The sequence below is a fragment of the Prauserella sediminis genome (genome assembly GCF_014195435.1).
GTDB lineage: Bacteria > Actinomycetota > Actinomycetes > Mycobacteriales > Pseudonocardiaceae > Prauserella > Prauserella salsuginis.
On the sequence record NZ_JACIBS010000001.1, the window covers coordinates 3,900,702 to 3,922,769 of the forward strand.

Annotated in this window: 20 protein-coding genes and 1 pseudogene; 7 read left to right on the forward strand and 14 right to left on the reverse strand. The window is 68.8% G+C overall.

The features are described from left to right. Window positions 1-28: 28 nt before the first annotated feature. From FB384_RS17690 to FB384_RS17700, 3 genes are all read left to right on the forward strand, one after another. Complete coding sequence (locus tag FB384_RS17690) at window positions 29-2,083, forward strand: hydantoinase/oxoprolinase family protein (protein ID WP_183784496.1); 2,055 nt, start codon at window positions 29-31, stop codon at window positions 2,081-2,083. Continuing rightward, window positions 2,080-3,663, forward strand: a complete 1,584-nt coding sequence (locus FB384_RS17695; protein ID WP_183784498.1) for a hydantoinase B/oxoprolinase family protein — start codon at window positions 2,080-2,082, stop codon at window positions 3,661-3,663. Before FB384_RS17690 ends, FB384_RS17695 begins: the two co-directional genes overlap by 4 nt. 133 nt (window positions 3,664-3,796) lie before the next feature. Next, on the forward strand, window positions 3,797-4,417 hold the full coding sequence (locus tag FB384_RS17700; protein WP_183784500.1) for an IMPACT family protein: 621 nt from the start codon (window positions 3,797-3,799) through the stop codon (window positions 4,415-4,417). Between the two features lie 64 nt (window positions 4,418-4,481). Here FB384_RS17700 and FB384_RS17705 read toward each other — a convergent pair whose 3' ends face one another. The 6 genes from FB384_RS17705 to FB384_RS17730 all read right to left on the reverse strand — a co-directional run bounded on the left by FB384_RS17705 (window position 4,482) and on the right by FB384_RS17730 (window position 10,755). Next, window positions 4,482-5,189, reverse strand: coding sequence for an ABC transporter ATP-binding protein (locus FB384_RS17705; RefSeq protein WP_183784502.1), 708 nt, complete (start codon window positions 5,187-5,189; stop codon window positions 4,482-4,484). Then, window positions 5,189-5,971 (reverse strand): ABC transporter ATP-binding protein, encoded by a 783-nt coding sequence (locus FB384_RS17710; protein ID WP_183784504.1) that lies wholly within the window; start codon window positions 5,969-5,971, stop codon window positions 5,189-5,191. Before FB384_RS17710 ends, FB384_RS17705 begins: the two co-directional genes overlap by 1 nt. Then, window positions 5,968-7,008 carry a branched-chain amino acid ABC transporter permease gene (locus FB384_RS17715; protein WP_183784506.1) on the reverse strand — a complete coding sequence of 347 codons (1,041 nt, stop codon included), beginning with the start codon at window positions 7,006-7,008 and terminating at the stop codon, window positions 5,968-5,970. The genes FB384_RS17710 and FB384_RS17715 overlap by 4 nt, the downstream gene beginning before the upstream one ends. Continuing rightward, the gene (locus FB384_RS17720; protein ID WP_183784508.1) at window positions 7,005-7,871 is read right to left on the reverse strand and encodes a branched-chain amino acid ABC transporter permease; all 867 of its coding nucleotides are present in this window, start codon (window positions 7,869-7,871) and stop codon (window positions 7,005-7,007) included. Before FB384_RS17720 ends, FB384_RS17715 begins: the two co-directional genes overlap by 4 nt. 49 nt (window positions 7,872-7,920) lie before the next feature. Continuing rightward, complete coding sequence (locus FB384_RS17725; RefSeq protein ID WP_183784510.1) at window positions 7,921-9,123, reverse strand: ABC transporter substrate-binding protein; 1,203 nt, start codon at window positions 9,121-9,123, stop codon at window positions 7,921-7,923. Window positions 9,124-9,270: 147 nt separating this feature from the next. Continuing rightward, window positions 9,271-10,755 (reverse strand): long-chain-fatty-acid--CoA ligase, encoded by a 1,485-nt coding sequence (locus FB384_RS17730; RefSeq protein ID WP_183784512.1) that lies wholly within the window; start codon window positions 10,753-10,755, stop codon window positions 9,271-9,273. Between the two features lie 128 nt (window positions 10,756-10,883). On the opposite strand from FB384_RS17730, the gene FB384_RS17735 reads away from it, so the two are divergent. Next, on the forward strand, window positions 10,884-12,083 hold the full coding sequence (locus FB384_RS17735; protein WP_183784514.1) for a PucR family transcriptional regulator: 1,200 nt from the start codon (window positions 10,884-10,886) through the stop codon (window positions 12,081-12,083). Between the two features lie 10 nt (window positions 12,084-12,093). On the opposite strand, the gene FB384_RS17740 is transcribed toward FB384_RS17735, so the two are convergent. Genes FB384_RS17740 through FB384_RS17775 form a run of 8 tightly spaced genes read right to left on the reverse strand, consistent with a single transcriptional unit; the run spans window position 12,094 to window position 19,732 of the window. Beyond that, a complete protein-coding gene (locus FB384_RS17740; protein ID WP_183784516.1) occupies window positions 12,094-13,104 on the reverse strand; it encodes an amidohydrolase family protein in 1,011 nt (336 codons plus the stop codon). Continuing rightward, window positions 13,101-13,640 (reverse strand): 3-hydroxyanthranilate 3,4-dioxygenase, encoded by a 540-nt coding sequence (locus FB384_RS17745; protein WP_183784518.1) that lies wholly within the window; start codon window positions 13,638-13,640, stop codon window positions 13,101-13,103. The genes FB384_RS17740 and FB384_RS17745 overlap by 4 nt, the downstream gene beginning before the upstream one ends. Beyond that, on the reverse strand, window positions 13,637-14,074 hold the full coding sequence (locus FB384_RS17750) for a RidA family protein (protein ID WP_183784520.1): 438 nt from the start codon (window positions 14,072-14,074) through the stop codon (window positions 13,637-13,639). Before FB384_RS17750 ends, FB384_RS17745 begins: the two co-directional genes overlap by 4 nt. Then, window positions 14,071-14,871 carry a 2-keto-4-pentenoate hydratase gene (locus FB384_RS17755; RefSeq protein WP_183784522.1) on the reverse strand — a complete coding sequence of 267 codons (801 nt, stop codon included), beginning with the start codon at window positions 14,869-14,871 and terminating at the stop codon, window positions 14,071-14,073. Before FB384_RS17755 ends, FB384_RS17750 begins: the two co-directional genes overlap by 4 nt. Beyond that, window positions 14,868-16,340: a 2-hydroxymuconic semialdehyde dehydrogenase gene (locus FB384_RS17760; protein ID WP_183784524.1), complete on the reverse strand. Its 1,473-nt coding sequence runs from the start codon at window positions 16,338-16,340 to the stop codon at window positions 14,868-14,870. The genes FB384_RS17755 and FB384_RS17760 overlap by 4 nt, the downstream gene beginning before the upstream one ends. Continuing rightward, a complete protein-coding gene (locus FB384_RS17765; protein ID WP_183784526.1) occupies window positions 16,337-17,659 on the reverse strand; it encodes an FAD-dependent oxidoreductase in 1,323 nt (440 codons plus the stop codon). The genes FB384_RS17760 and FB384_RS17765 overlap by 4 nt, the downstream gene beginning before the upstream one ends. Further along, on the reverse strand, window positions 17,656-18,909 hold the full coding sequence (gene kynU, locus FB384_RS17770; protein ID WP_221212780.1) for a kynureninase: 1,254 nt from the start codon (window positions 18,907-18,909) through the stop codon (window positions 17,656-17,658). The genes FB384_RS17765 and kynU overlap by 4 nt, the downstream gene beginning before the upstream one ends. Window positions 18,910-18,919: 10 nt before the next feature. After that, window positions 18,920-19,732, reverse strand: coding sequence for a tryptophan 2,3-dioxygenase (locus tag FB384_RS17775; protein WP_183784528.1), 813 nt, complete (start codon window positions 19,730-19,732; stop codon window positions 18,920-18,922). Between the two features lie 132 nt (window positions 19,733-19,864). On the opposite strand from FB384_RS17775, the gene FB384_RS17780 reads away from it, so the two are divergent. From FB384_RS17780 to FB384_RS27335, 3 genes and pseudogenes are all read left to right on the forward strand, one after another. After that, entirely contained in the window at window positions 19,865-20,299 is a 435-nt protein-coding gene (locus tag FB384_RS17780) for an Lrp/AsnC family transcriptional regulator (protein WP_221213368.1), read from the forward strand. Between the two features lie 159 nt (window positions 20,300-20,458). Further along, window positions 20,459-21,358, forward strand: a pseudogene (locus tag FB384_RS27535) (amidohydrolase family protein); the annotation flags it as partial. 14 nt (window positions 21,359-21,372) lie between these two features. After that, window positions 21,373-22,065: an amidohydrolase family protein gene (locus FB384_RS27335; RefSeq protein WP_183784532.1), complete on the forward strand. Its 693-nt coding sequence runs from the start codon at window positions 21,373-21,375 to the stop codon at window positions 22,063-22,065. Window positions 22,066-22,068: the final 3 nt, after the last annotated feature.

The window sequence follows — 22,068 nt, forward strand, 5'->3', positions numbered from 1 at the left end:
CGGCCGAGCGCACTTCAAGGAGATTGTGATGACATACCGGGTAGCCATGGACATCGGCGGCACCTTCACCGACGTGGTCAGTTGCGACGAAACGTCGGGGCAGATGCAGGCGGGCAAGGTGCTGACCACGCCCGACGATCTGGCGCGAGGAGTGTTCGACGCGCTCGAGCGGCTCCGGTTGCCGTTGAGCGAGGTCGGATTCTTCGTGCACGGCACGACACAGGGGCTGAACGCACTGCTGGAGCGGCGCGGCGCCGATGTGCTGATCATGACCAGCGAAGGCATCGGGGATGTGTACCGGATCGCCCGCGGGAACCGCAGCCGACTGTTCGATCTGCACTATCGCAAGCAGACTCCGTTGGTGCCACGCGACGACATCGTCGAGGTCGGCGGCCGGTTCGATGCGAGCGGCGCCGAGCTGGAACCCCTGGACGAGGACGCTGTCCGGCTCGTGGCGAAACGGGTCAGGGAAGAGGGCTTCGATGCCGTTGCGGTGTGCCTGTTGTTCTCCTTCCTGGACGGTTCCCACGAGGAGCGTGCAGGCCGCATCCTTCGCGAGGAGCTCGGCGACGAGGCGCTCGTGGTGCTCTCGCACGAGGTGGCACCGGAATGGCGGGAGTACGAGCGCACGTCGACGACCGTGTTGGAGGCGTACACGGGCCCGTCCGTGCATCGCTATCTCGACGAGATCGAGGACCGGTTCTCCGAGAAGGGGATGGACGTGCCGGTGCACGTGATGCAGTCCTCCGGCGGTCTGGTCAACGCCGACTTCGCACGGCGGCATCCGCTGCAGACGCTGTTGTCCGGACCGGTCGGCGGCACGATGGGCGGAGTCGCGGTGAGCAGGCTGCTCGACCGGCCGAACGTCATCTGCATCGACATGGGAGGCACGTCGTTCGACGTGTCGCTGGTGCTCGATCACCGGCCCGACGTCTCCCCGGACGGCGAGGTCGAAGGATTTCCGCTCCTCATGCCGCTGGTCAACCTGCACACCGTCGGCGCGGGCGGGGGATCGCTCGCCTACGCCGAAGGCGGGGCGCTGCGGGTGGGCCCGGAGTCGGCGGGCGCGGTACCCGGACCCGCGTGCTATGGGCGCGGTGGCACCCGGCCGACCGTGACGGACGCGAACTGCGTGCTCGGCAGGGTGGATCCGGAATCGTTCGCCGGTGGCATGAGGTTGGACGTCGCGGCCGCCAGGGACGCGGTCGCGACCCTGGCGGACCACCTCGGCATGGACGCCGTGGAACTGGCATCGGGTATCTGCGACGTGGGCAACGCCAAGATGGCGCAGGCGATCCGCACGCTGACCGTCGAACACGGCCGCGAACCGGGGCAGTTCGCCCTGCTCGCCTTCGGCGGAGCGGGACCCATGCACGCCGCGTTCATCGCACAGGAGATCGGGGTGACCGAGGTGGTCGTGCCGCGGTTCCCCGGCGCCTTCTCGGCATGGGGGATGCTCGAGGCCGACGTGCGGCGGGACTTCTCGATGCAGTTCTTCGCCACGGGCGCCGACCTGGACACGGCGGCTCTCGACACAGCGTTGCGCACGCTGCACGACCAGGCCTCGAACGCGCTCGCCGAACAGGGTATCGAAGCGGAGCGCAGGCAGGTCGGGCACGGCATCGACATGCGCTACGAGAGCCAGGACTACACCCTCACCGTCCCGCTCAGCGAGGCCGATGACGTCACGGCGCCCGGTTTTCTCGCCGACATCGAGCAGCGGTTCGCCGAGGAACACGAGAAGCGCTACGGGCATGCCACTCCCGGCGCTCCCGTCCAGTTCGTCGCTCTGCGCACCACCGGCCACGGTCTCGTCGAACGGGTCGACGCGCAGTACGGCGCCGCGGCGGCCGAGACATCCGAGCCCGTCGTCCGCGACGTCGTTTTCGACGGAGCCCCGTGGCCGACGACGATCGTGCCCCGCGCCGCACTGCCGGTCGGTGCCGAGCTGTCCGGCCCGGCGATCGTGCACGAGGAAACCTCGACGACGGTCGTACCTCCGGGAGCACGGTTGCGGGTCGACGACAACGAGTTCCTGATCATGACGCTGGCCGCCCGGCCGGAACTGGAGGCGCACGCATGACGCTCAGCCCGGTGACCACGGAGATCATCCGCTCGGCCCTCATCCAGGCTGCCGAGGACATGAACATGACGCTGATCCGCTCGGCGTACACCCCGACGATCTACGAGGGCAAGGACTGCGCGGTCGCACTGCTCGACCGGCAGCATCGGGTCCTCGGCCAGTCCTCCGGGCTGCCGATCTTTCTGGGCAATCTGGAGGAGTGCACGCGCCACACCGAGGAGCGATTCGGACCGGACATCTGGGAGCCGGGGGACGTGTGGGTCCTCAACGACTCCTACGTCGGCGGCACTCACCTCAACGACTGCACCGTGTACGCGCCGATCTTCGTGTCGGGCGAACTCGTCGGTTTCGCGGCGTCCCGAGCGCACTGGATCGACATGGGCTCGAAGGACCCCGGTGGCTCGATGGATTCGACCACGATCTACCAGGAGGGTCTGCGGATGGGCCCCACGAGGATCGTCGTCGCGGGCGAGGAGAACCCGGACGTCCTCCGCATGATCGAGACGAACGTGCGCTTCCCGTACGTGACCCTCGGGGACATGCGTGCGCAGGTCGCCTGTGCGCGCATGGGGGTTCGCCGGCTCGGGGAGTTGTTCGCACGCTACGGAGCCGAGACGGTCGACGCGGCACGCGGAGAGATCTTCGCGCAGACCGAGCGGCTCGAACGGGAACGTATCGCCGCGATCCCGGACGGTGAGTACGAAGCCACGGGCTGGCTGGACAACGACGGTATCGACCTCGACACCCCGTTGCACGTCACGGTCCGGGTCACCGTCGTGGGCGAGCACATGACGGTCGATCTGACCGACTGTGCGGACCAGGCCACCGGGCCGGTGAACTGCGGGCGGTCGCAGGCGGTCTCGGCCGCGCGCGTCGGCTACAAACTGCTGATCTCACCGTCGGTCAGCCTCAACGGCGGTTCGTTCGTCCCACTGGACGTGCAGGTACGGGACGGCTCGATGCTCGGCGCGCGCGAGCCCGCCGCCTGCCAGTACTACTACTCCAGCCTCGGCATGCTCATCGACCTCGTGGTCAGGGCACTCGCGCCGGCGATGCCGGAACAGGTCGCCGCGGCCAGCTACGGGGACTCGATGATCGTGCAGTTCGCAGGGGAGCTGAACCCGCGCACCGGCCAGCCGTTCGTGACCTTGGAGGCCACCGTCGGCGGTTGGGGTGCCTGGCACGGCAGTGACGGGGAGACGGCCCTGATCAACAACGTGAACGGATCGCTGCGCGACCTGCCGATCGAAGTGGTCGAAACGCTGTATCCGGTGCGGGTGATCCGCTACGGCATCCGCCACGGCTCCGGTGGCGCCGGCCGCTGGCGCGGTGGCGACGGGGTGGTGCGCGAGTACGTGATGGAAGCCGATCAGGATCTGTCGCTGTGGTGGGAACGTTCCGTCACGCCGGCGTGGGGCGCGTTCGGTGGCGAAGCCGGAGCGCCGCCGCGGGTCGTGCTGAACCCCGGCAGGCCGGACGAGCGGCAGCTGCTCAAGGTGAACAGTCTGCGGGTGCGGCGCGGTGACACGTTGCGCTGCGAATCCGGAGGCGGCGGTGGCTACGGAGTGCCGTCGAACTGATCGACGGCGGGCTCGCCGGTGTCGGACCAGCCACAGTGGACACGTGACCGGTCGGTGTCGGTCGATCCGGCTCCGGTGCCGCGGAATCCTCACCGCTGATGTGTCCCTGCGCGGGTCGCCTAGACTCACCGGTGTGGGTGTGATTGCGCGCGACGGTGAACACGAGGTCGAGATCCAGCGGTCCCGGTTCCGGTGTGTCGTTGCGCGGATCGACGACGTCGACGAGGCGACGGCGCTGATCGCCCGTGTCCGCAAGGAAGGGCCGGACGCCAACCACCACTGCACGGCCATGCGGATCGGCGACCCGGAGACCGGCAGGCTGATCGCGCGAAGCAATGACGACGGTGAACCCGGTGGCACCGCGGGCGCGCCGATGCTGGAGGTGCTGACCCGCCGCGACGTGACCGACGTCGTGGCCGTCGTGTCCCGCTGGTTCGGCGGCACGAAACTCGGTGCGGGCGGGCTGATCCGCGCCTATTCGGGTGTGCTGGCCGAGACGTTGGACCTGGTCGGCCGGCTGAGGCGGGTGCGGCATCGCGAGCTGATGCTGTCCGTGCCCCACGACCGCGCAGGGCGGGTCGAGAACGACCTGCGCAACTCGCCGTACGTGCTGCGTGACATCGACTACGGTGCCGATGTCACCTTCACGGTGGCCGTCACCGACGTGGCCCCGTTCGAGGACTGGCTCGCGGAGCGCTCCGCCGGCGAGATCGAAGCCGTCGACGCCGGGCCGTGCGACCTCTACCTGCCGTGATCGGCTCCGGGTGCGAGGACGTCGTCGGCGCCCCCGCACCCGGAGCCTCATCGTTGCTGCGGTCTCACACGCCGAGATACGCCTCGCGTACGTCGGGATGGTCGAGCAGCTCGGACGCCGTGCCCGACAGCACCACGCGCCCCTCGGCCAGAACGAACCCGTGGTGACCGATGCGCAACGCGGCCTGGGCGTTCTGCTCGGCGAGCAGCACGCCGATGCCGTCGCGATTGATCTGCGCGACTGCGTCCAGCACCTGCGCGGTGACCAGCGGCGCCAGCCCCATCGACGGTTCGTCGAGGATCAGCAGGCTCGGATCCGACATCAGTGATCTGCCGATGGCGGCCATCTGTTGCTGGCCGCCGGACAGCGTGCCCGCCGGCTGGTGGCGTTTGTCGTGCAGGATCGGGAACAGCTCGTAGACGTGTTCGAGCAGTTCCCGCACCCGCCCGCGGTTGCGCCTGCGGACGTATCCGCCGAGCATGAGGTTCTTCTCCACCGGCATCTTGGCGAACAGGTGCCGCCCCTCTGGGCAGTGCGCCAGGCCCGCCTTGACGATGCTGTCGGCGGACAAGTCGGGAAGCTGCCTGCCGTCGAAGTCGATGCTGCCGGCACTGGGCCGCACGATCCCGCTGATGGTGCGGAACATCGTCGTCTTGCCCGAACCGTTGGCACCGAGCACGACGGTGAGTTCGCCGGCTCGCGCCGTGATGTCGACCGCGTGCAGCACGTCGACGGCGTCGTATCCGGCGGACAATCCGCGCACGGTCAACATCAGCCAGCACCTTCCTGATCCTGGTGATCGGCGCCGAGATAGGCCTCGATCACCTGTGGATCGGTCCGGACCGTCTCCGGCGTACCGGAGGCGATCTCCTTGCCGTGGTCGAGCACCAGGATGTGATCGGCCAAGCTCATCACCATCGACATGCGGTGCTCGACCAGACCCACGGTGACGCCGTCGGCGACGATGTTGCGGATCAGCTGTGCGAAACCGACCGTCTCCTCCTCGGTGAGGCCGGCCGCCGGCTCGTCCAGCAGCAACAGCTCGGGTTCGGTGGCCAACGCCAACGCGATGGACACGCGCTTCTGCACCTCCTGCGGCACGCTAGAGGCGATCTCGTCGCGGTACTCGGCGATCCCGGTGAACTCCAGCGCGGCCATCGCCTTGTCGAGGTTGTGCCGCTCCTCCTTGCGGTGCCGTGGAGTGCGCAGCACCGCGTCGAAGACGGTGGAGTGCGACCGCACGATCCTGCCCGAGAGCACGTTGTCCAGCACCGTCGCGTCCTCGAAGAGGTTCGTGGTCTGGAAGGTGCGGGCGATGCCGTGCGCCACCGTGCGGTGCGGGCTCATGCCCGTGATGTCCCGGTCCTTGAACCGCACACTGCCCGACGTCGGCCGGTAGAACCCGGCCAGCAGGTTGAACAATGTGGACTTTCCCGCGCCGTTGGGTCCGATGATGGCCGTGATCCGGCCGGCGGCGACGTCGAGATCGACGTCGTCGACCGCGTGCAGCCCGGAGAAATGTTTGCCGAGGCCGCGCACTTCGAGCAGCGTCACAACGTCTCCTTCACGTCGGTGGCGGTGTCGGACGACCGGTGTTCCGGCGGGCCGCCGGAGCCGTTGCCGGCGCCGGCCGCGCGGGAACGGAGTTTTCCGACGAACGCGTTCAGATAGCCCACGATGCCGCGCGGGGCGAAGATCACCAGCACCACGATGATCGGTCCGAGTACGAGGAAGCGGTAGGCCTCGAAATCCTGGAAGAACTCGAACAGGAACAGCACGAGGAAGGTGCCGACCACCGGCCCCAGCACCGTGCCGAGCCCTCCGACGAGAATGAACATGAGCATCTCGAAGGTGAGATCGAGACTGGCGGCGCTCGGCCCGACGAAACCCTGGACCGCGGCGAACAGTCCGCCGGCCACACCGGCGAAGGTGGTTGATGCCGCGAAGGCGAGCTGCTTGTTCAGCCCGACATTGACGCCGATGGAGCGCGCCAGATCCTCCGAGGTGCGGATCGCCACGAGCGTGCGGCCGATACCCGAACGTCGAACGGCATGGGTGACGTAGCCCGCGCCGAGGAGGAACAGCAGCACCAGGTAGTACATGACGACGGGTTCGGAGAAGTCGAACAGTCCGAAACCTTCGGGGAACTTCACCCCGCTGACCCCGGAATGGGCGTGCGTGACCGACTCCCAGCGGCTGATCACGAGGAAGATGATGAAGCCCATCGCCATGGTGAAGATGGCGAAGTACTCCTCGCGGGTGCGCAGCGCCACGATGCCCGCCACGAAACCGCCGAGGCCCGTGACGAGCACGGCCACCAGGAACGACGGCCAGAACGCCCAGTCGTAGTCGGTGGTCAACAGCCCCACGATGTACACCCCGATGCCGAAGAATCCACCGTGTGCCAGGGACAGCTGGCCGGTCAGGCCCAGAATCAGGTTCATGCCGTAGACGGCGATGGCATAGGTCGCTCCGACGGTCAGCACGCGCAGCACGTATTCCTCGCCGCCGAGCGTCAACGGTGCCAGCAGCAGAGCCAGCGCCACGAGCAGCGTGCCGAGCCGTTGAGGTGAGAAAGTGGTGGTCGTCATCGTTGCACCGCCCTTGCGAAGAGCCCGGTGGGCCGGATAGCCAGCACGAGCACGATGACCACGAACGCGATGCCCTCACCGGCGGCCGCGGAGACGTAGGTCGAGGTCATCACCTCGGCGAGTGCCAGGGTGAAACCTCCCACGATGGCGCCGGGCAGCGAGCCGAGACCGCCCAGGATGATGATCGCGAACACCTTGAGGCTGAGCGCGTCGCCCATCGTGGGTGCCAGCAGGTTGATGGGGGCCACGAGCCCCGCGGCGACGGTGGCCAGCGCCGCCGCGAGCCCGAACGTGAGCATGGAGACCCGGCTGGGACTGATCCCCACGAGCGAGGAGCCGGTGCGGTCCTGCTCGATGGCCTCGATGGTCTGGCCGTGGATCGACCGTTTGATGAACCAGGTCAGCAGTCCCAGCACGATCACCGCCGTGACGACGATGACGATCCGTTGCCACGAGATCTGCGCGCCCAGGATCGTCACGCTCCCGCTGATCGGCGATTCCATGCGCCGGAAGTCGGCTCCCCAGATGGCCTGTGCGACCGCCTGGAAGAAGAACATTGCACCGACCGCGGCGATCATGTGATGGGTGTGCGGCGCGTTGCGGAGCGGATGGAACACGATTCGTTCCAGCAGCACGCCGATGACGGCCAGGACGACCGCGGCGAGGCCGATCGCGGCGACGTAGGGAACGCCGACCGTCACGAGGAAGAAATACGTGACGTAGGCGCCCAGCATGTACAGCGTGCCGTGGGCCAGGTTCGGGATCCGGAGTACACCGAAGATGAGGGTCAGCCCGATCGCGGCCAGGCAGTACACGCCGCCGAGTGCGAGGCCGTCGAACAGCTGTTGGATGAACAGGGTCATGTGCCGTCCTTGGAGGGTCGTCGGCAGTCCGTGGGCACGGTCGGGCCGATCACTCGTCGGGCTGTTCGATCGGCAGGTACTCGTACTCGCCCTCCGGCGTGCGGTAGGCGGCTTCCAGATCCTTGTTGCGCAGGTGCCCGGCGTCGGTGATCTCGGTGGGGAATCCCGAGACGTGGAAGTGCTCGTCGACCTCGCCTATCGCGTCCGGGATGGCCTCGCGAATCGCCGCCGAGTCGTCGATGCTTCCCGCCTGCTGCATGGCCGTGACGACGATGGCGGCGCTCTGGTAGTTGAGCGCGACCTCGCTCGTCACCGGCTGCTTCTTGGTGACCTTCTCGGCGTAGGCATCGAGCAGGTCGTCGGTACCCGGGTCGTCGTAATCCCGCACCGGTTTGACCCCGATGGCGTTGTTGAGGTTCTCCGGCTCGGTGAACTCCTCCATCTCCTCGAACTTCGCCTGGTCCATGACGAGGAACGAACCCTCGTAGCCCTGCCGGCGTGCCTCCTCGATGATCACCGCGGTCGGCTGTGACGGTCCGCCGAGGAAGATCACGTCGGGGTTATCGGCAAGGGTCCGTGAGACGGGGCCCGCGAAGTCGGACACGGTGGCGTAGTCGATGCTGTTGTCGCTGAGCACCTGCCCGCCGCGGCTCTTCCATTCCTCGGTCACGAGTTTGGTCCACTCCTGGCCGTACTCGCTGGACGTGCCCAGCAGCCCGAGTTTGCTCTCACCGTTCTCCGTGAGTTTGTCGACGAACGGCTCGGCGTAGCTCGTGAAGCTCGGCGGGATCATCATCGTCAGTTCGTTGCCCTGCTCGACGATCTTCGGATCGGAGCTGTAGGCGCCCAGCAGGAATTCGGTGCGGCTGGAGTTGAGTTCCTGCGCGGCCTGAATACCGCCGGCGTGCGGAATGAAGACGACGGCCGCGTCGTCCTGCTCTGCGAGACGCTGAGCGTTGGTCGCGGCTGCGTCGGGGGCGTACTGGTCGTCCAGCGACTGCAGCTCCACCCGGTATTCCTCGCCGTCGACGGTGACGCCGCGTTCGTTCAGGTCGTCGATCGCGAGTTGCAGGCCGTCCTGGATGTTCTTCCCGTAGACGGCCGCGCCTCCGCTCAGCGGACCGGAGTATCCGATGACGATCGTGTCGGATCCGGATCCGGTACCACCGCCACAGGCGCTGGTGGCCAGCAGTGCACCCGCGCAGGCGGCCGCGGTGACGGTCGCGCCGGGTCGAATTCGCATCGGTGCCATGGCATTTCTCCTTTGAAATGAGGCGGGCTCGATCTGGTGGGGATGTGGGGGACCGGTCTGACCGACCGTTTCCGGTGCCGGGTGACCGGCTGGGGTGTGCAGGTGGTGGGGCGCGCACTCGGCGACGACACCGGAGTGCGCCGGACGTCAGGTCGCGTGCTCGAACCTGATGTCGCGTTTGCGGATCTTTCCGGTCGGGGTCTTGGGCAGTTCGGGCACGATTTCGACGTGCCGCGGATGGTTGTCCGTCGCGACCTTTCCCCTGACGTACGTGCGGAGCTCGTCGCCGCTGACGGACTCGCCGGGACGCAGGGTCACCAGCGCGACAATTTCCTCTCCCATCTTCGTGTCCGGGGTGCCGATGACTGCCGCCTCGAGAACGGCCGGGTGTTCGTACAGCACTTCTTCGATTTCGCGCGGGTACACGGTGCAGCCACCGCGTGTGATCAATTCGTGCTTGCGGTCGACGACGTAGAAGAACCCGTCCTCGTCCCGGCGGCCGAGGTCGCCGGTGCGCAGCCAGCCGTCCGGCACGGCCGCCGCCGTCGCCTCCGGTTGCTGCCAGTAGCCCTTCATCACGTTGTGACCGCGGACGGCGATCTCACCGATCTCACCGTCGGTCACGGTGCGGCCGTCGTCGTCGACGATCCGCAGTTCGACGTCCCGGACCGGGAACCCGATGGAGCCGACGCGCCTGTGGTCCGGGCTGTTGCACGCGGCCACCGGCGACGTCTCGGACAGGCCGTATCCTTCGAGGACCACGCAGCCGAAGGCCCGTTCGAAGGCGAGCAGGACCTCGATCGGCAGAGCGGAGCCGCCCGAGGTGCACAGCCGGAGCCGGCTCGTGTCGAACTCGGCGCGTGCCGGGTGGTTGAGCAGGCCGACGTACATCGTCGGGAACGCGGGCATGACCGTGACGCCGCTCCGCTGCAGCGTCGCGAACGCCTCCGCGACGTCGAAGCGGGGCAGTAGGGCCAGGCAGGCGCCGGCCCGGACCGCCGCGTTGAGCACGGCCGTCTGGCCGAACGAGTGGAACAGCGGCAGTGCGCCGAACACGACGTCGGTGGGAGCCAGTTCCGTGAGTTCCTGGGCGACGATCTCGACGTTCTGCACGAGGTTGCCGTGGGTGAGCTCGGCGCCCTTGGGACTGCCCGTCGTTCCGGCCGTGTAGAGAATGGCGGCCGTGTCGCCGGGATCGCGCGGTGCGACGCGGCCGACCGCGGACGGGTCGCCGGGCAGTGAGGTGAGCCCGCCCGGCGTCATGAGGACGAGGTCGACGTCGCCGGCGATCGGCCGGCACGCCGCGGCGACGGATTCCCAGGCGAAGAGCAACCGCGCACCGGAGTCACGGAGCCGGAAGGCCACCTCACTGTCGGTGAGGTGGGTGCTCAGCGGCACCACGATCGCGCCGACCCGGAGGATCCCGTAGTACAGCGGCGCGAACTCCAGGACGTTGGGAAGCATGAGCGCCACGCGTTCGCCGGCCCGCAACCCCTTCGTCGCGAGGAACCCGGCCACGCGCCTGCTCTGGTGTTCGAGCTCCCGGTAGCTGACCACCTGGTCGCCGAGGGACAGGGCCGCGGCGCGCGCATGGAATCTGGAGGATCGCTCCAGGTTCTCGGCCAGGTTCATGCCAACTCCGGTCCTCGCCGTGCGGGAATGTCGCGAGCACCAAGGTTTGTCCAGCTCGCCCAGTTCAGCCATAGTGACCGGACTCACGTACGGCCCCGATGTTTGTGTTCGGCGACAACGGAGGTTCCATGACCGGCATAGCCACGGCGGGCGCGGGTGTCGTGACCGCCTGCGAACGGCTCCTCGACGACCTGGATGCGCTGACGCTGGAGATCGCACGGCTGATCCGCCAGGACGAGCCCTACTACGTCGACTACATGACCCAGCAGCAACTCGCCGACGCCGTCCGCCCCAACATCATCTCGGCGCTGGAGAACGTGATCCGGAACGAGGCCAACCGGCCGACCGTCGCGCGCCGTACCGGCAGGGAACGAGCCGAGGACGGTGTCCCGCTCGACACGGTCCTGCATGCCTACCGGATCGGTACGCGCCATCTCTGGCACGAGCTCGTGCGGCAGTGCCGGGACGACCCCGAGGCGAGCCAGGCGCTGCTCGGCTCGGCGTCGATCCTCTGGAACTCCCTCGACCTGTCCTCGCAGGCGCTCACCACCGCATACCGGGATGTGGAGACCGAACAGCTCTTTCGCGACTCCCGGTTCCGGGAGGCGGCTCTGGCCGCGCTGTTCAGCGGCATCACGACCACGGGACGAGGGCTCGCCGACGTCGCGGCCGCACTGCGGCTGCCGAAGGTCGGGCGGTTCGTCGTCGTGGCCTCCGATCCCGAGTCGATGGAGCGCAGCCGGCCGCCGGTGTCCGCCGAACGGGCGCTGAGCTCACTCGGGGTCCGGTCCGTGTGGCGCTCCGAGGCGGACAGCGAACTCGGGCTCGTCGCGCTGACCAAGACCTACCGGACCGATCGCCTCAACCGGTACCTGGCCTCCATCACGACGGGCCGAGTGGGCGTCAGCGACGTGTTCGAGTCGATCGTCGCGACGCCGCAGGCGGTGCCCCAGGCGCTCATGGCCCGCGACGCTGCGACTCCCGGGAGCAACGTCGTGACCCGCTTCGACGAGGCCCGCGTGGCGGCACTCGTCACGGCCGCGCCCGAGCTGAGCGCGGGACTCGCCCGGCGCACCTTCGAGAAGGTGTTCGACCTGCCGGCTGAGGAGCGGGGCGTGCTGTTCGACACCTTGGAGGCGTGGTTCGAGGCGCAGGGCTCGGCCGCCGACGCCGGGAACCTGATCCACTGCCACCAGAACACCGTCCGCTACCGGCTCAACAAACTCGCCCAGCTCAGTGGTCGTGATCCGCGGAGCCCGGTCGACGTGACACGGCTGTACCTGGCCCTGCAGGCGGTCAGGCTGCTGCCCGAGCAGGTGCACAGCTGACCCGCGTCGATCACCGGCCGAGAAACCGTAGTGCGTTGCCCGACAACAGCTTGCCGCGTACGCGCTCGTCCAGGAACGGGCTGTCGCGCACGACCCTGCCCACCGGCCGTTCGCCGAGCGGGTAGGGATAGTCGCTGCCCAGCAGTACATGGTCCTCGCCGACGGTGTCGACGAGCAGGCGCAGCGCCGCCGGTTCGAAGACGACCGTGTCGACGAGGAACCGGTCGGTGTAGTGACTCGGCGGATGCTCCGAGCGTCCGCGGACGAGGTCGCTCCGGCGGTGCCAGGCGTTGTCGGCGCGCCCTAGCCAGAAGGGAAAACTGCCGCCACCGTGGGCGAAGCACATCCGCAGTGTGTCGGGTACGCGGTCGAAGACCCCGCCGAGGATCATCGCCAGGATCGACAGATGCGTCTCCGCGGGCATGCCCATGAGCCAGCGGGCCATCCATCGGTCCAGCCGAGGTCCCTCCGACATGTCCCACGGATGGACGAACACCGGTGCTCCCACCTCGGCGCAGTGCTGGAGGAACGTCACCACACCCTCGTCGTCGAGGTCCCGGTCGCCGATGTGATTGCCGATCTCGACCCCGCAGTGACCGGCGGCCAGGCTGCGGTCCAGCTCGGTACACGCCGCGTCGGCGTCCTGCAGCGGCACCTGGCAGAACGGTACGAACCGGGGGTCGTCCGCGGTGACGGTCAACGTGAGGTCGTTGAAGATCCGCGCCACCGCCGCCGCCTGTGCCGTGGGCCGTTCGTAGTTGAAGAACACCGGGGTCGGGGAGACCACTTGGATGTCGACGCGATCCTCGGCCATGTCGGCCGCACGGACCTCGCGATCCCAGCACGCCGCTCCGACGGGGCGGAACTGTGTGTCTCCGACCATGATCATCGCGTCCCGCTCGGAGTCGATCCGCAGCCACGGCCACCCGGAACCGCCGCACTCGGCTGCCAGGTCCGGCCAGCCGTGCGGCACGACGTGGGTGTGGACGTCGATGACGGGTGCGGCCTGCGCGCTCGTCATGCCTTGCCCGGGTGCAGTGCGCCGCAGTCGCCGCAGGTCCGTGCTTCGGCGTCCTCGTAGAAGGCCTCGAACACCGGCGGCAGGTCGGCGACGATGTTGCGCACCTGCAGTTCGACCTCGTGCACGAGCCCGTTGCACTGCTGGCAGTACCACTGGAACTTCTCCAGCGTGCCTTCGGCGCGCACCCGTTCGAAGACCAGCCCGATCGAGCCCGGTTCGGGCCGTTGGGGCGAGTGCGGCACGGATCCGGGCAGCAGCCACATCTCACCCTCACGGATGTGCACGGTGCGCGGGCCGTCCTCGGTGACGATGTCGACGTGCATGTCGCCCTTGATCTGGTAGAAGAACTCCTCGTAGGGGTCCACGTGGAAGTCGGTGCGCCGGTTCGGACCACCGACCACCATCACGATGAAGTCGGAACTCTCGGCGAACAGCTGCTTGTTGGCCACCGGTGGCTTGAGCAGCGACTGGTTCTCGGCGAGCCAGTGCGGGAAGTGCACGGGGTCGGTGATCGCGGTCGGGAGGGTCTCGCTCATGTCACAGGTCCTTCCTCTGTCGTGTCGGGCAGCAGCGCGACCACCTGCATCTCGATGAGCAGGTGCGGATGGGGGAGCTGGTGAACGGCCACCGTGGTGCGGGCAGGGCCGGATTCGTCGAAGAACTCGGCGTACACCTCGTTGTAGCCGCCGAAATCGTTCATGTTGACCAGGTAAGTCGTGGCCGAGACGATGTCGCCGAGGTCCGCGCCGACCTCGCGGAGCAGGTCTCCGATGTTCTTCAGGACGGCGCGGGTCTGGACGCGGATGTCGAGGGTCGTTGTGCCCAGGGCGTCGGCCTCGGCCCCGGCTATCGTGTTGTCAGGGCGCCGACTGCTCGTTCCCGACACGAACGCGAACCCACCCGCGAGTTTGACGTGCGGGAACCGTCCGCGCGGCGTGGCTTTGCCTGTGACGACCCGCGCGCCCGTCACGATCGCACCTCCACCGAGACGGCACCGAGCCCGTCGACCGTCGCGCGCACTCGCGTGCCCGCCTGCACCGGTTCGGCCGCGGTCGCGGCACCGGCGAGCAGCACCCAGCCCGCCCGTAGGCGCAGGCCGTCCTCGTCGGCGAGTCGAACGGCCTCGTCGAATGCCCGGCGAGGGTCGCCGAGGATGGCCGCCGTACTACCGGTCTGCACCGCCGTGCCGTCGACGTCCAACGTGACGGCGAGGTCCGTGAGCTGCGCGGGAACCGGTTGCCACGGGCCGATCGCGTACCGGGCCGCGGACGTGTTGTCGGCGATCACGTCGGGCAGCGTGAACCGGAACCCTTCGTAGCGGGAGTCGATGAGCTCCAGTGCGGGGGCGACCGCGTCGACCACGTCGCCGAATGCGTCCCCCGGAGCGGCGTCCCTGCCGATACGGAACGCGACCTCGGGCTCGATACGCGGATGGATACGGCCGGTGAGCGACAGGGTGCCGTCGCCGACGGCCATCGTGTCGGTGAGCCGTCCCCAGATCGGTGAATCGACACCCATCTGTGCCATCTTCGCCGCGCTCGTCAGACCCATTTTGAGACCGGTGAGCTGCTCGCCCCGATCCAGTCGGCGTCGCACCACCGACCGTTGCACCGCATACGCGTCCGCTACGGGTGCACCATCCAATGCCGACTGTCGGCTGAGCGCGGCGGCATTGAGGGCGGCGTCGTCGAGCGCCGCCGCCAAGCGGTCGATCTCCGCCTGGTCCAGCGTTGCGCCGCCGCCGGTGGCCCGGTGATCGTCGGTCATGAAACCTCCACACACACGTTGGTGTACTCGCTGTAGAAATCCAGCGAGTGGGTGCCGCCTTCGCGGCCCACGCCGGACGCCTTCATACCGCCGAACGGCGTACGCAGGTCGCGCAGGAACCAGGTGTTGACCCACATCAGGCCGACGTCGAGCGCCGCCCCTGCCCGATGCGCCCTGCCGACGTCACGAGTCCACACCGTGGCGGCGAGCCCGTAGTCACCGTCGTTGGCCAGTTCGAACGCCTCGTCCTCGGAGTCGAAGGGAGCGACGTGACACACCGGACCGAAGATCTCCTCCCGGTTGGTGCGGGCTTCGGGCCCGAGTCCGGTCAGGACGGTGGGCCGCACGTACCAACCGCCGTCCCGGTCGTCACCGAACCGCGGGATGTCGCCACCGGCGAGCACCGTGGCGCCTTCGGTTCTGGCCAGGTCGACATAGCCGAGCACCTTCCGGCGGTGCTGTTCGGAGATCAGTGGCATCGCGGTCGTGCCCGGTTCGGTGGGCTTGCCGAAAACCTGTTCGCCGGCGCGTTGCGCGAGCCTCGTCGTGAACTCGTCGAAGATCGGACGCTCCACGTAGAGCCGCTCGGTGCAGAGGCACACTTGACCGCCGTTGGTGAACGACGACCGGACGGCACCCTCCACCGCCGCGTCCAGGTCGGTGTCCGCGAACACCAGACCCGCGTTCTTGCCGCCCAGTTCGAACGACACGGCCTTGACGCCGTCGGCGGCCGCTGCGGCGATGGACCGGCCGGTGGCCGAGGCGCCGGTGAACGTGACGGCATCGACGCCGGGATGCCGGGTCAACAGTTCGCCCGCCGACCCGGGTCCGAATCCGTGCACGAGGTTGAACACGCCGTCAGGGACGCCGGCCTCGGCGAGGATCTCACCGAGGAGCGTCGCCGAGGACGGGGTCTCCTCGGACGGCTTCACCACGACGGCGTTACCGCACGCCAATGCCGGGGCGAGTTTCCAGGTCAACAGGAGCAGTGGAAGATTCCACGGCACGATGATCGCCACGACCCCCGCGGGCTTGCGCACCGCGTAGTTGAGGGCACGTCCACCCGCGGTGGCGGTGGTGAACGACGGTGTCGGAGTGCTCGTGACGAGGTCGGCGAACGCGCGGAAGTTCGCCGCGGCTCTCGGCACGTCCAGCGTCGTGGCCTGGTCGATCGGCTTTCCGGTGTCCGCGAGTTCGGCGGCGACGAGGTCGTCGAACCGGCGGTCCAGTTCGTCGGCCACCCGCCGCAGCGCCGCGGCGCGTTCCCGCTCGTCGGTCCGACCCCACGGGCCGCGCAGCGCGGCGCGGGCTGCCACCACGGCTGCGTCGACTGTGGCCTGATCCGCCTCCGCGACGGTGGCGATGGTGCGTCCGGTGACGGGACTGCGCTTGTCGAACCAGCCGGCCCCGTCGACCGATTCGCCCGCCACGAGGTTGCGCAGCACCGTGGGTGTTTCCGTAGTCGTCATAGCCGGTTCCTCCTGCTCAGCCGGGCGGTCGCCGCCGCGATGCCTCCCGTGAGTAGCGCGAACGCGCCGCCCAGCGCACGTTGCTGGGCGGCGACCCGGCGCCGGACATCGGCGTACGGCACGGTCGAGAACGACACGAGCTCGTAGCGCGACACATAGCGACCGGGGAGAAGCCGTTCCAGAGTGTGTTCGACCGCCTTGGTCGCGCGGAACATCGGGGAGGCGACCTTGTCACGCATCTCCACGAAGTTGTCCAGCGCCATGTCGGCGATCGTGTCGGCGTGAACCTTGCGCCGGGCGTCGAACAGCTCGAGGGCCCCCTGCCACGAGTCGGCCTCGTCGAGACAGCGATCGAGCACCACGACGTCCTCGAAGCCACAATTGGCGCCCTGTCCGTAGAACGGGACGATGGCGTGGGCCGCGTCGCCGATCAGGCACACCGAACCGCCGGCCTGCCACGGCGTGCAGCGCACCGTTCCCAGCAACCCGACGGGGTTGGCGAGGTAATCATCGACGAGCGTCGGAGCCAGCGGGAACAGATCCGGGTAGTGGGTGCGGAAATGCCGTTCGATCGCGGCCGGGCTGCTCAGTGAGGCGAAGCTCGCCGTCCCGCCGGTCGGCCAGAACAGGGTGCAGGTGAACGATCGGTCCGGGTTCGGCAACGCGATCATCATCGCGCTGCCACGCGGCCAGATGTGCAGCGCGCCCGGATCGAGTGCGAACTCCCCGTCGACAGGCGGAACGGTGAGCTCCTTGTATCCGTAGTCGAGGAAATCGAGGCTCTCGTCGAGCTCCTCCTGGGCAAGCATGTGGCCGCGCACGGCCGAGCCCGCGCCGTCGGCGCCGAACACGACCCGCGCTTCGGCATGCACCTCGTCGTGCGGGGTGGCGAAGGTCAGCGCACCCTTCCCGGTGTCCAGCTCGGTGAGTCTGTGTTCGAAATGGACGGTCACGCCGGCTTCGGACGTGGCCGCGTCGAGCAGGGTGTTGTTGAGTGCTCCCCGGCTGATCGAATTGATGGCACGGGTGCCGTCCGCGCTGTAGGGCTGAAGGACGGGCGTGCCGGTTGGCGGGTGGACCATGCGCCCCCGCATCGGCAGTGCGTCGGCCATCACACGGTGCTCGAGGCCGACTCTGCGGAGTGCGTCCAGGCCCCGTTCGGAGATCGCGAGGTTGATGGAGCGGCCACGTTCGGCGTCCGCCGTCCGGGGGTCGGGTCTGCGCTCGTAGAGGTCGACCCGGTGCCCGCGGCGGGCCAGGTAGTACGCCAGCAAACAGCCGGTGAGCCCGGCGCCGACCACGGCGACGTCGTCGGTCATGACACCTCCCGCGCCAGCGCGTCGGCGGCGCGCCAGCAGTCGTGGTGGGTCGAGTACAGCGGGGCCGGGGCGAGCCGCAGCACGTCCGGCTCGCGGGCGTCGGTGATGACGCCGTACTCGTGGCGCAGCCGCCGCGCGAGCCCGCCCGCGTCGTGCGGGGGCTCGACGCGCAGGGACAGCTGCGCTCCGCGGCGGGCGGGATCCCGCGGCGTGAGCAGCTCCACCGGCCTACCCGGCAGCACCTCGTCCAGCAGCCCTTCGAGGTAGGCGGTGAGCCGCAGGCTGCGTTCCCGCAGGGCCGGCATGCCGATCCGGTCGAAGAGTTCCAGCGAGGTGCGGACCGGTCCCATCGCGAAGATCGGTGGGTTGGAGACCTGCCAGGCGTCGGCGCTCGCGGGCGGACGTGAGACGGGCGACATCTCGAAGCGGGTGGCGGCGTCGGTGCTCCACCATCCCTCGAACCGCGGCAGCGACGGGTCGTCGAGGTGGCGTTCGTGGACGAACACCCCCGCCAGCGCGCCGGGCCCGGCGTTGAGGTACTTGTACGAGCACCACGCCGCGAAATCGGCGCCCCACTCGTGCAGCCGCAGCGGCACGTTGCCCGCGGCGTGGGCGAGGTCCCAGCCGACCACTGAGCCCGCGGCCCGTGCCGCCGCGGTGACCGCCGGGATGTCCATCAGCTCACCGGTGAGGTAGTTGACGCCGCCGAGCAGGACGAGTGCGACGGTGTCCCCGTCGGTCCGCAGGTGGTCGAGCACCTCCCGCTCCGACCGCAGGCGCACGACGGTGTCGTCGGGGTCCAACCCGTGGAACCGTGCTTGGCTGCGGACCGCGTAGCTGTCGGACGGGAAGGCGGAGTCCTCGATCAGGATGCGCACGCGGTTGCCACGCGGCCGGTAGAACGACACCATCAGCAGGTGGAGGTTCACCGTCAGTGAATTCATCACGACGGTTTCCGCGGGCAGCGCTCCCACCAGCCGTGCGGCCGGCTCGGTGAGCAGTTCGTGGTACGGGTACCAGGGTCGTTTCGCGTCGTGGTGTCCCTCGACACCGAACCTGGCCCAGTCGTCGAGGTCCTCGCACAGCTGCCCGCGCGTGGCGCGGGGCTGGAGTCCGAGCGAGTTGCCCGCGAGGTAGGCCGATTCGGTGTGATCCCCGCCGTCGGCAGGCGGGACCAGGAAGAGCTCTCGCCAGCCCGGGTCGGACCTGTCGAGGTCGTGTGCGCGTGCCTCGGTCATCGAGTCGGTCATCGCTCGTACCTCACACGTGAGTGCGGGCCGACCAGAGCTCCGGGAACACAACCCGGTTCATGCTCTGCTCCAACCAGCCGATGCCGTTCGTGCCACCGGTGCCGGACTTGGCCCCCATCGCACGGCGCACCGCGCCGAGGTGCCGGTAGCGCCACTCGGAGAACTGCTCGGCCACCTCCGTGAGCGCGTCGGCCAGCAGCCGCAGGTGGTTGTCGGGAGCCGTGTCGGCGAGCACGTCGGCCCATGCGGCCTCGACGGCCGGGTCCGGTTCGTGCTCGACAGTGTGGTCGCGTTCGAGGAGCGTGGCCGGGATGTCGTAGCCGCGGCGGGCGAGCGCGGCGATGGCGTCGTCCCACACGCTCGGTTCGGCGAGGGTCCGCTGCAGTGCGTCGTGTTGTTCGGGGTCGACGCGGTGCGGCCGCGTCAGCGACGCCGTCTTGAGGCCGAGGCGGAACTCCAAGTGGCGGTACATCGCCGACTGCATGCCGGATGCGTCGCCGAGGTTGGCGCGGAAGCGGTTGAAATCGGCGGGAGACATCCAGCGCAGTCCCTGCCAGCTCGCGTTCAGGCCGTCCAGGTGCAGCGCGGCTCTCCGCAGCGGGGCGAGCGATTCCCAGACCTCGTCGGTTCGCAGTGCGCGCTGTGCCTCACGGAGTTCGAAGTCGATGAGGTTGAAGTAGAGCTCCATGATCTGCGAGATCATGAGGAACGACATCTCGCCCGGATCGTCGGTGTTCGTCTGTTGTAGACGGTGCAGAGTTCCGGCGTGGACGTATCTGTCGTAGGGAACCCTGTCGTATGCCACCCCGGTCGTGGAATCCATGGTGCATGATCCTGGTCCGGGACGGTCCGTGTGCGGAATACCGTCTCGACGGCCTTGCGGGGTTCCTGCCGTCGATTTCCCGGCATATCCTCGCGGTCACTTAACGAACGAGAGGATCGCCAGGTGGACAGCATGGACTGGGAGATCCTGCGGGAGCTGCAGGACAATGCACGGCTGTCGTTCAGCGAGTTGTCGCGGCGGGTGCACCTGTCTCCGCCCGCGGTCACCGAACGCGTGCGCAGGCTCGAGGAGGCCGGCGTGATCACCGGCTACCACGCGCACGTCGACCTCGGCAGCGCAGGTTGGACGGTCGCCGCCTTCATCCACATGAGCTGTCACGGTCCGCGGTGCGTGCTGCGCGACCCCGAGGTCGCCGAATGGCCCGAGGTGCGTGAGATTCACCGGGTCACCGGTGATATGTGCAGTGTGCTGAAGGTCGCGGCCGAATCCATGGTCGCCTTCGAGGACCTGATCGACCGGCTTGCGGTCTACGGCCGTCCGTCGAGCACGATGGTGCTGTCGACGCCGGTGGAGCACACCCGGGTGGTCAGCACCGAAGGGCGGTAGCGGGCGCGTGCCCAGGGCGTCGCGCTCCCGGAGCGCGACGCCCGGTCGGGGAGTCCATCAACGGAGTTTACCTGAACTAAAAATCATACATCTTGACTATACGTGGCCTACTCGCTCTAATGGGCCGATCGCGAGCTCACCGCTCGCCACGGGTCCGAAATGGAGGGTTCCGGCGTGTCGGTCGACTGGTTGCTCACCGGCGGCGAGGTCGTATCCTTCGAGTCGGGGGCTTCCCGGTCCTCCGCGCTGGCCGTCGGGAACAGGCGCATCGTCGCCACCGGCTCCGACGACGAACTGGAGCGACTCGCGGGGCCCCGGACCCGGCGCACGCAGCTCGACGGCGCGGCGGTACTGCCCGGTTTCATCGACACGCACATGCACCTCGAGAAGGTGTCCCACGAGTTCGCCATGCTCGCGCTGGGCCAGGCGCGCGACGTCACGGAGGTGTGTGCGCGGGTACGGGAGCGCGCGGCCTCCGATCGTCCGGGCGCCTGGATCCGCTGTCTGGGCGACGCGGGCGGATGGCACGAACGGAACCTCGCCGAGGGCAGGCTTCCGACCCGCGACGAGCTGGACGCGGCGGCGGGCGACCACCCCGTGTTCCTGTACCGAAGGCCCGACCACGGCGCGCTGAACACGGCCGCCGTGGCGAAGGTGGCCGACTTGCTGTCCGGCGCCGCCACCGAGGCGTTCGATCCGCGCACCGGCCACCTCCACGGGCCGCTCGTGCGCTTGGTCAACGACGCGTTGTATCGGCCGGGCGTGCACGAGCGCGAGGACCAGCTCGATCTGCTGTCCGCCGCATCGAAGCGGCTGCTCGCGATGGGTGTGACGACGGTTGTGGATCCCGGGCTGCCCGCAGGGTTCGAGGCCGCGTGGCACCTCTACCGCGCCGCGGTGGGAGCAGGCGTCCTCGTTCAGCGAGTCCTGCTGATGAACCGCTTCGACTGGCGGCGGGAGTTCTCCGCCGAACTCGACCGGGTGCGGCAGGGCGCGACGGCGCCGGGCGACGGCGACGACCGGCTCCGGGCCTGGGCGCTCAAACTCGTCCTCGACGGGGAGTTCACGGGGGCGTGGCTACGGCCGCCGAGGAGCCGGGCAGCGACAGCAACGCTCGGTACACACCGGAGCAGCTCCGGACGGTGCTGCGGCTCGCCGCGGACCGGGGCTGGCCGGCCTGTGTGCACGCGATGGGCGGGGGAGCGATCGCCGCCGTCACGCGGACCGTCCGCGAGCTGCGTGCCGCCGGGGCGTCCTTGGCTCCCGGGCAGGTGTCGATCGCGCATGCGTTTCTCATCGACGACGCCGAGGTCGACGACTGCTCCGAACTCGGCATCGGCCTGTCCGTCCAGCCCCCACTGGCCTACACCTACGCCAGGGAGATGCGCGCCGTGTGGGGCGAGCTGGCCGACCGGGCCGTGCCGTTCGGTGCGATGGCGCGCCGCGGCGCACGCTTCGCGGGCGGATCCGACACACACCCGTGCGATCCGCTCACGGGCGCCGCGATCGCCGTCACCCGCCGCGCATGGGACGGCTCCGATCTCGGCGCCGACGAGGCCCTCACGCCGTGGCAGGCCCTGTCGCTCTACACCCGGGAGGCCGGGCACTACATCGGACGTTCGGACGTCGGGACGCTCAGGCCGGGCGCCGTCGCCGACTTCGCCGTGTGGCCCGAGAATCCCCTCGCCCGTGACGCGACGGAGTGGCCGTCGCTCCGGCCCACCCTCGTCGCGGTCGACGGACGTCCCGTGTGGAGAGGCGACTGACGC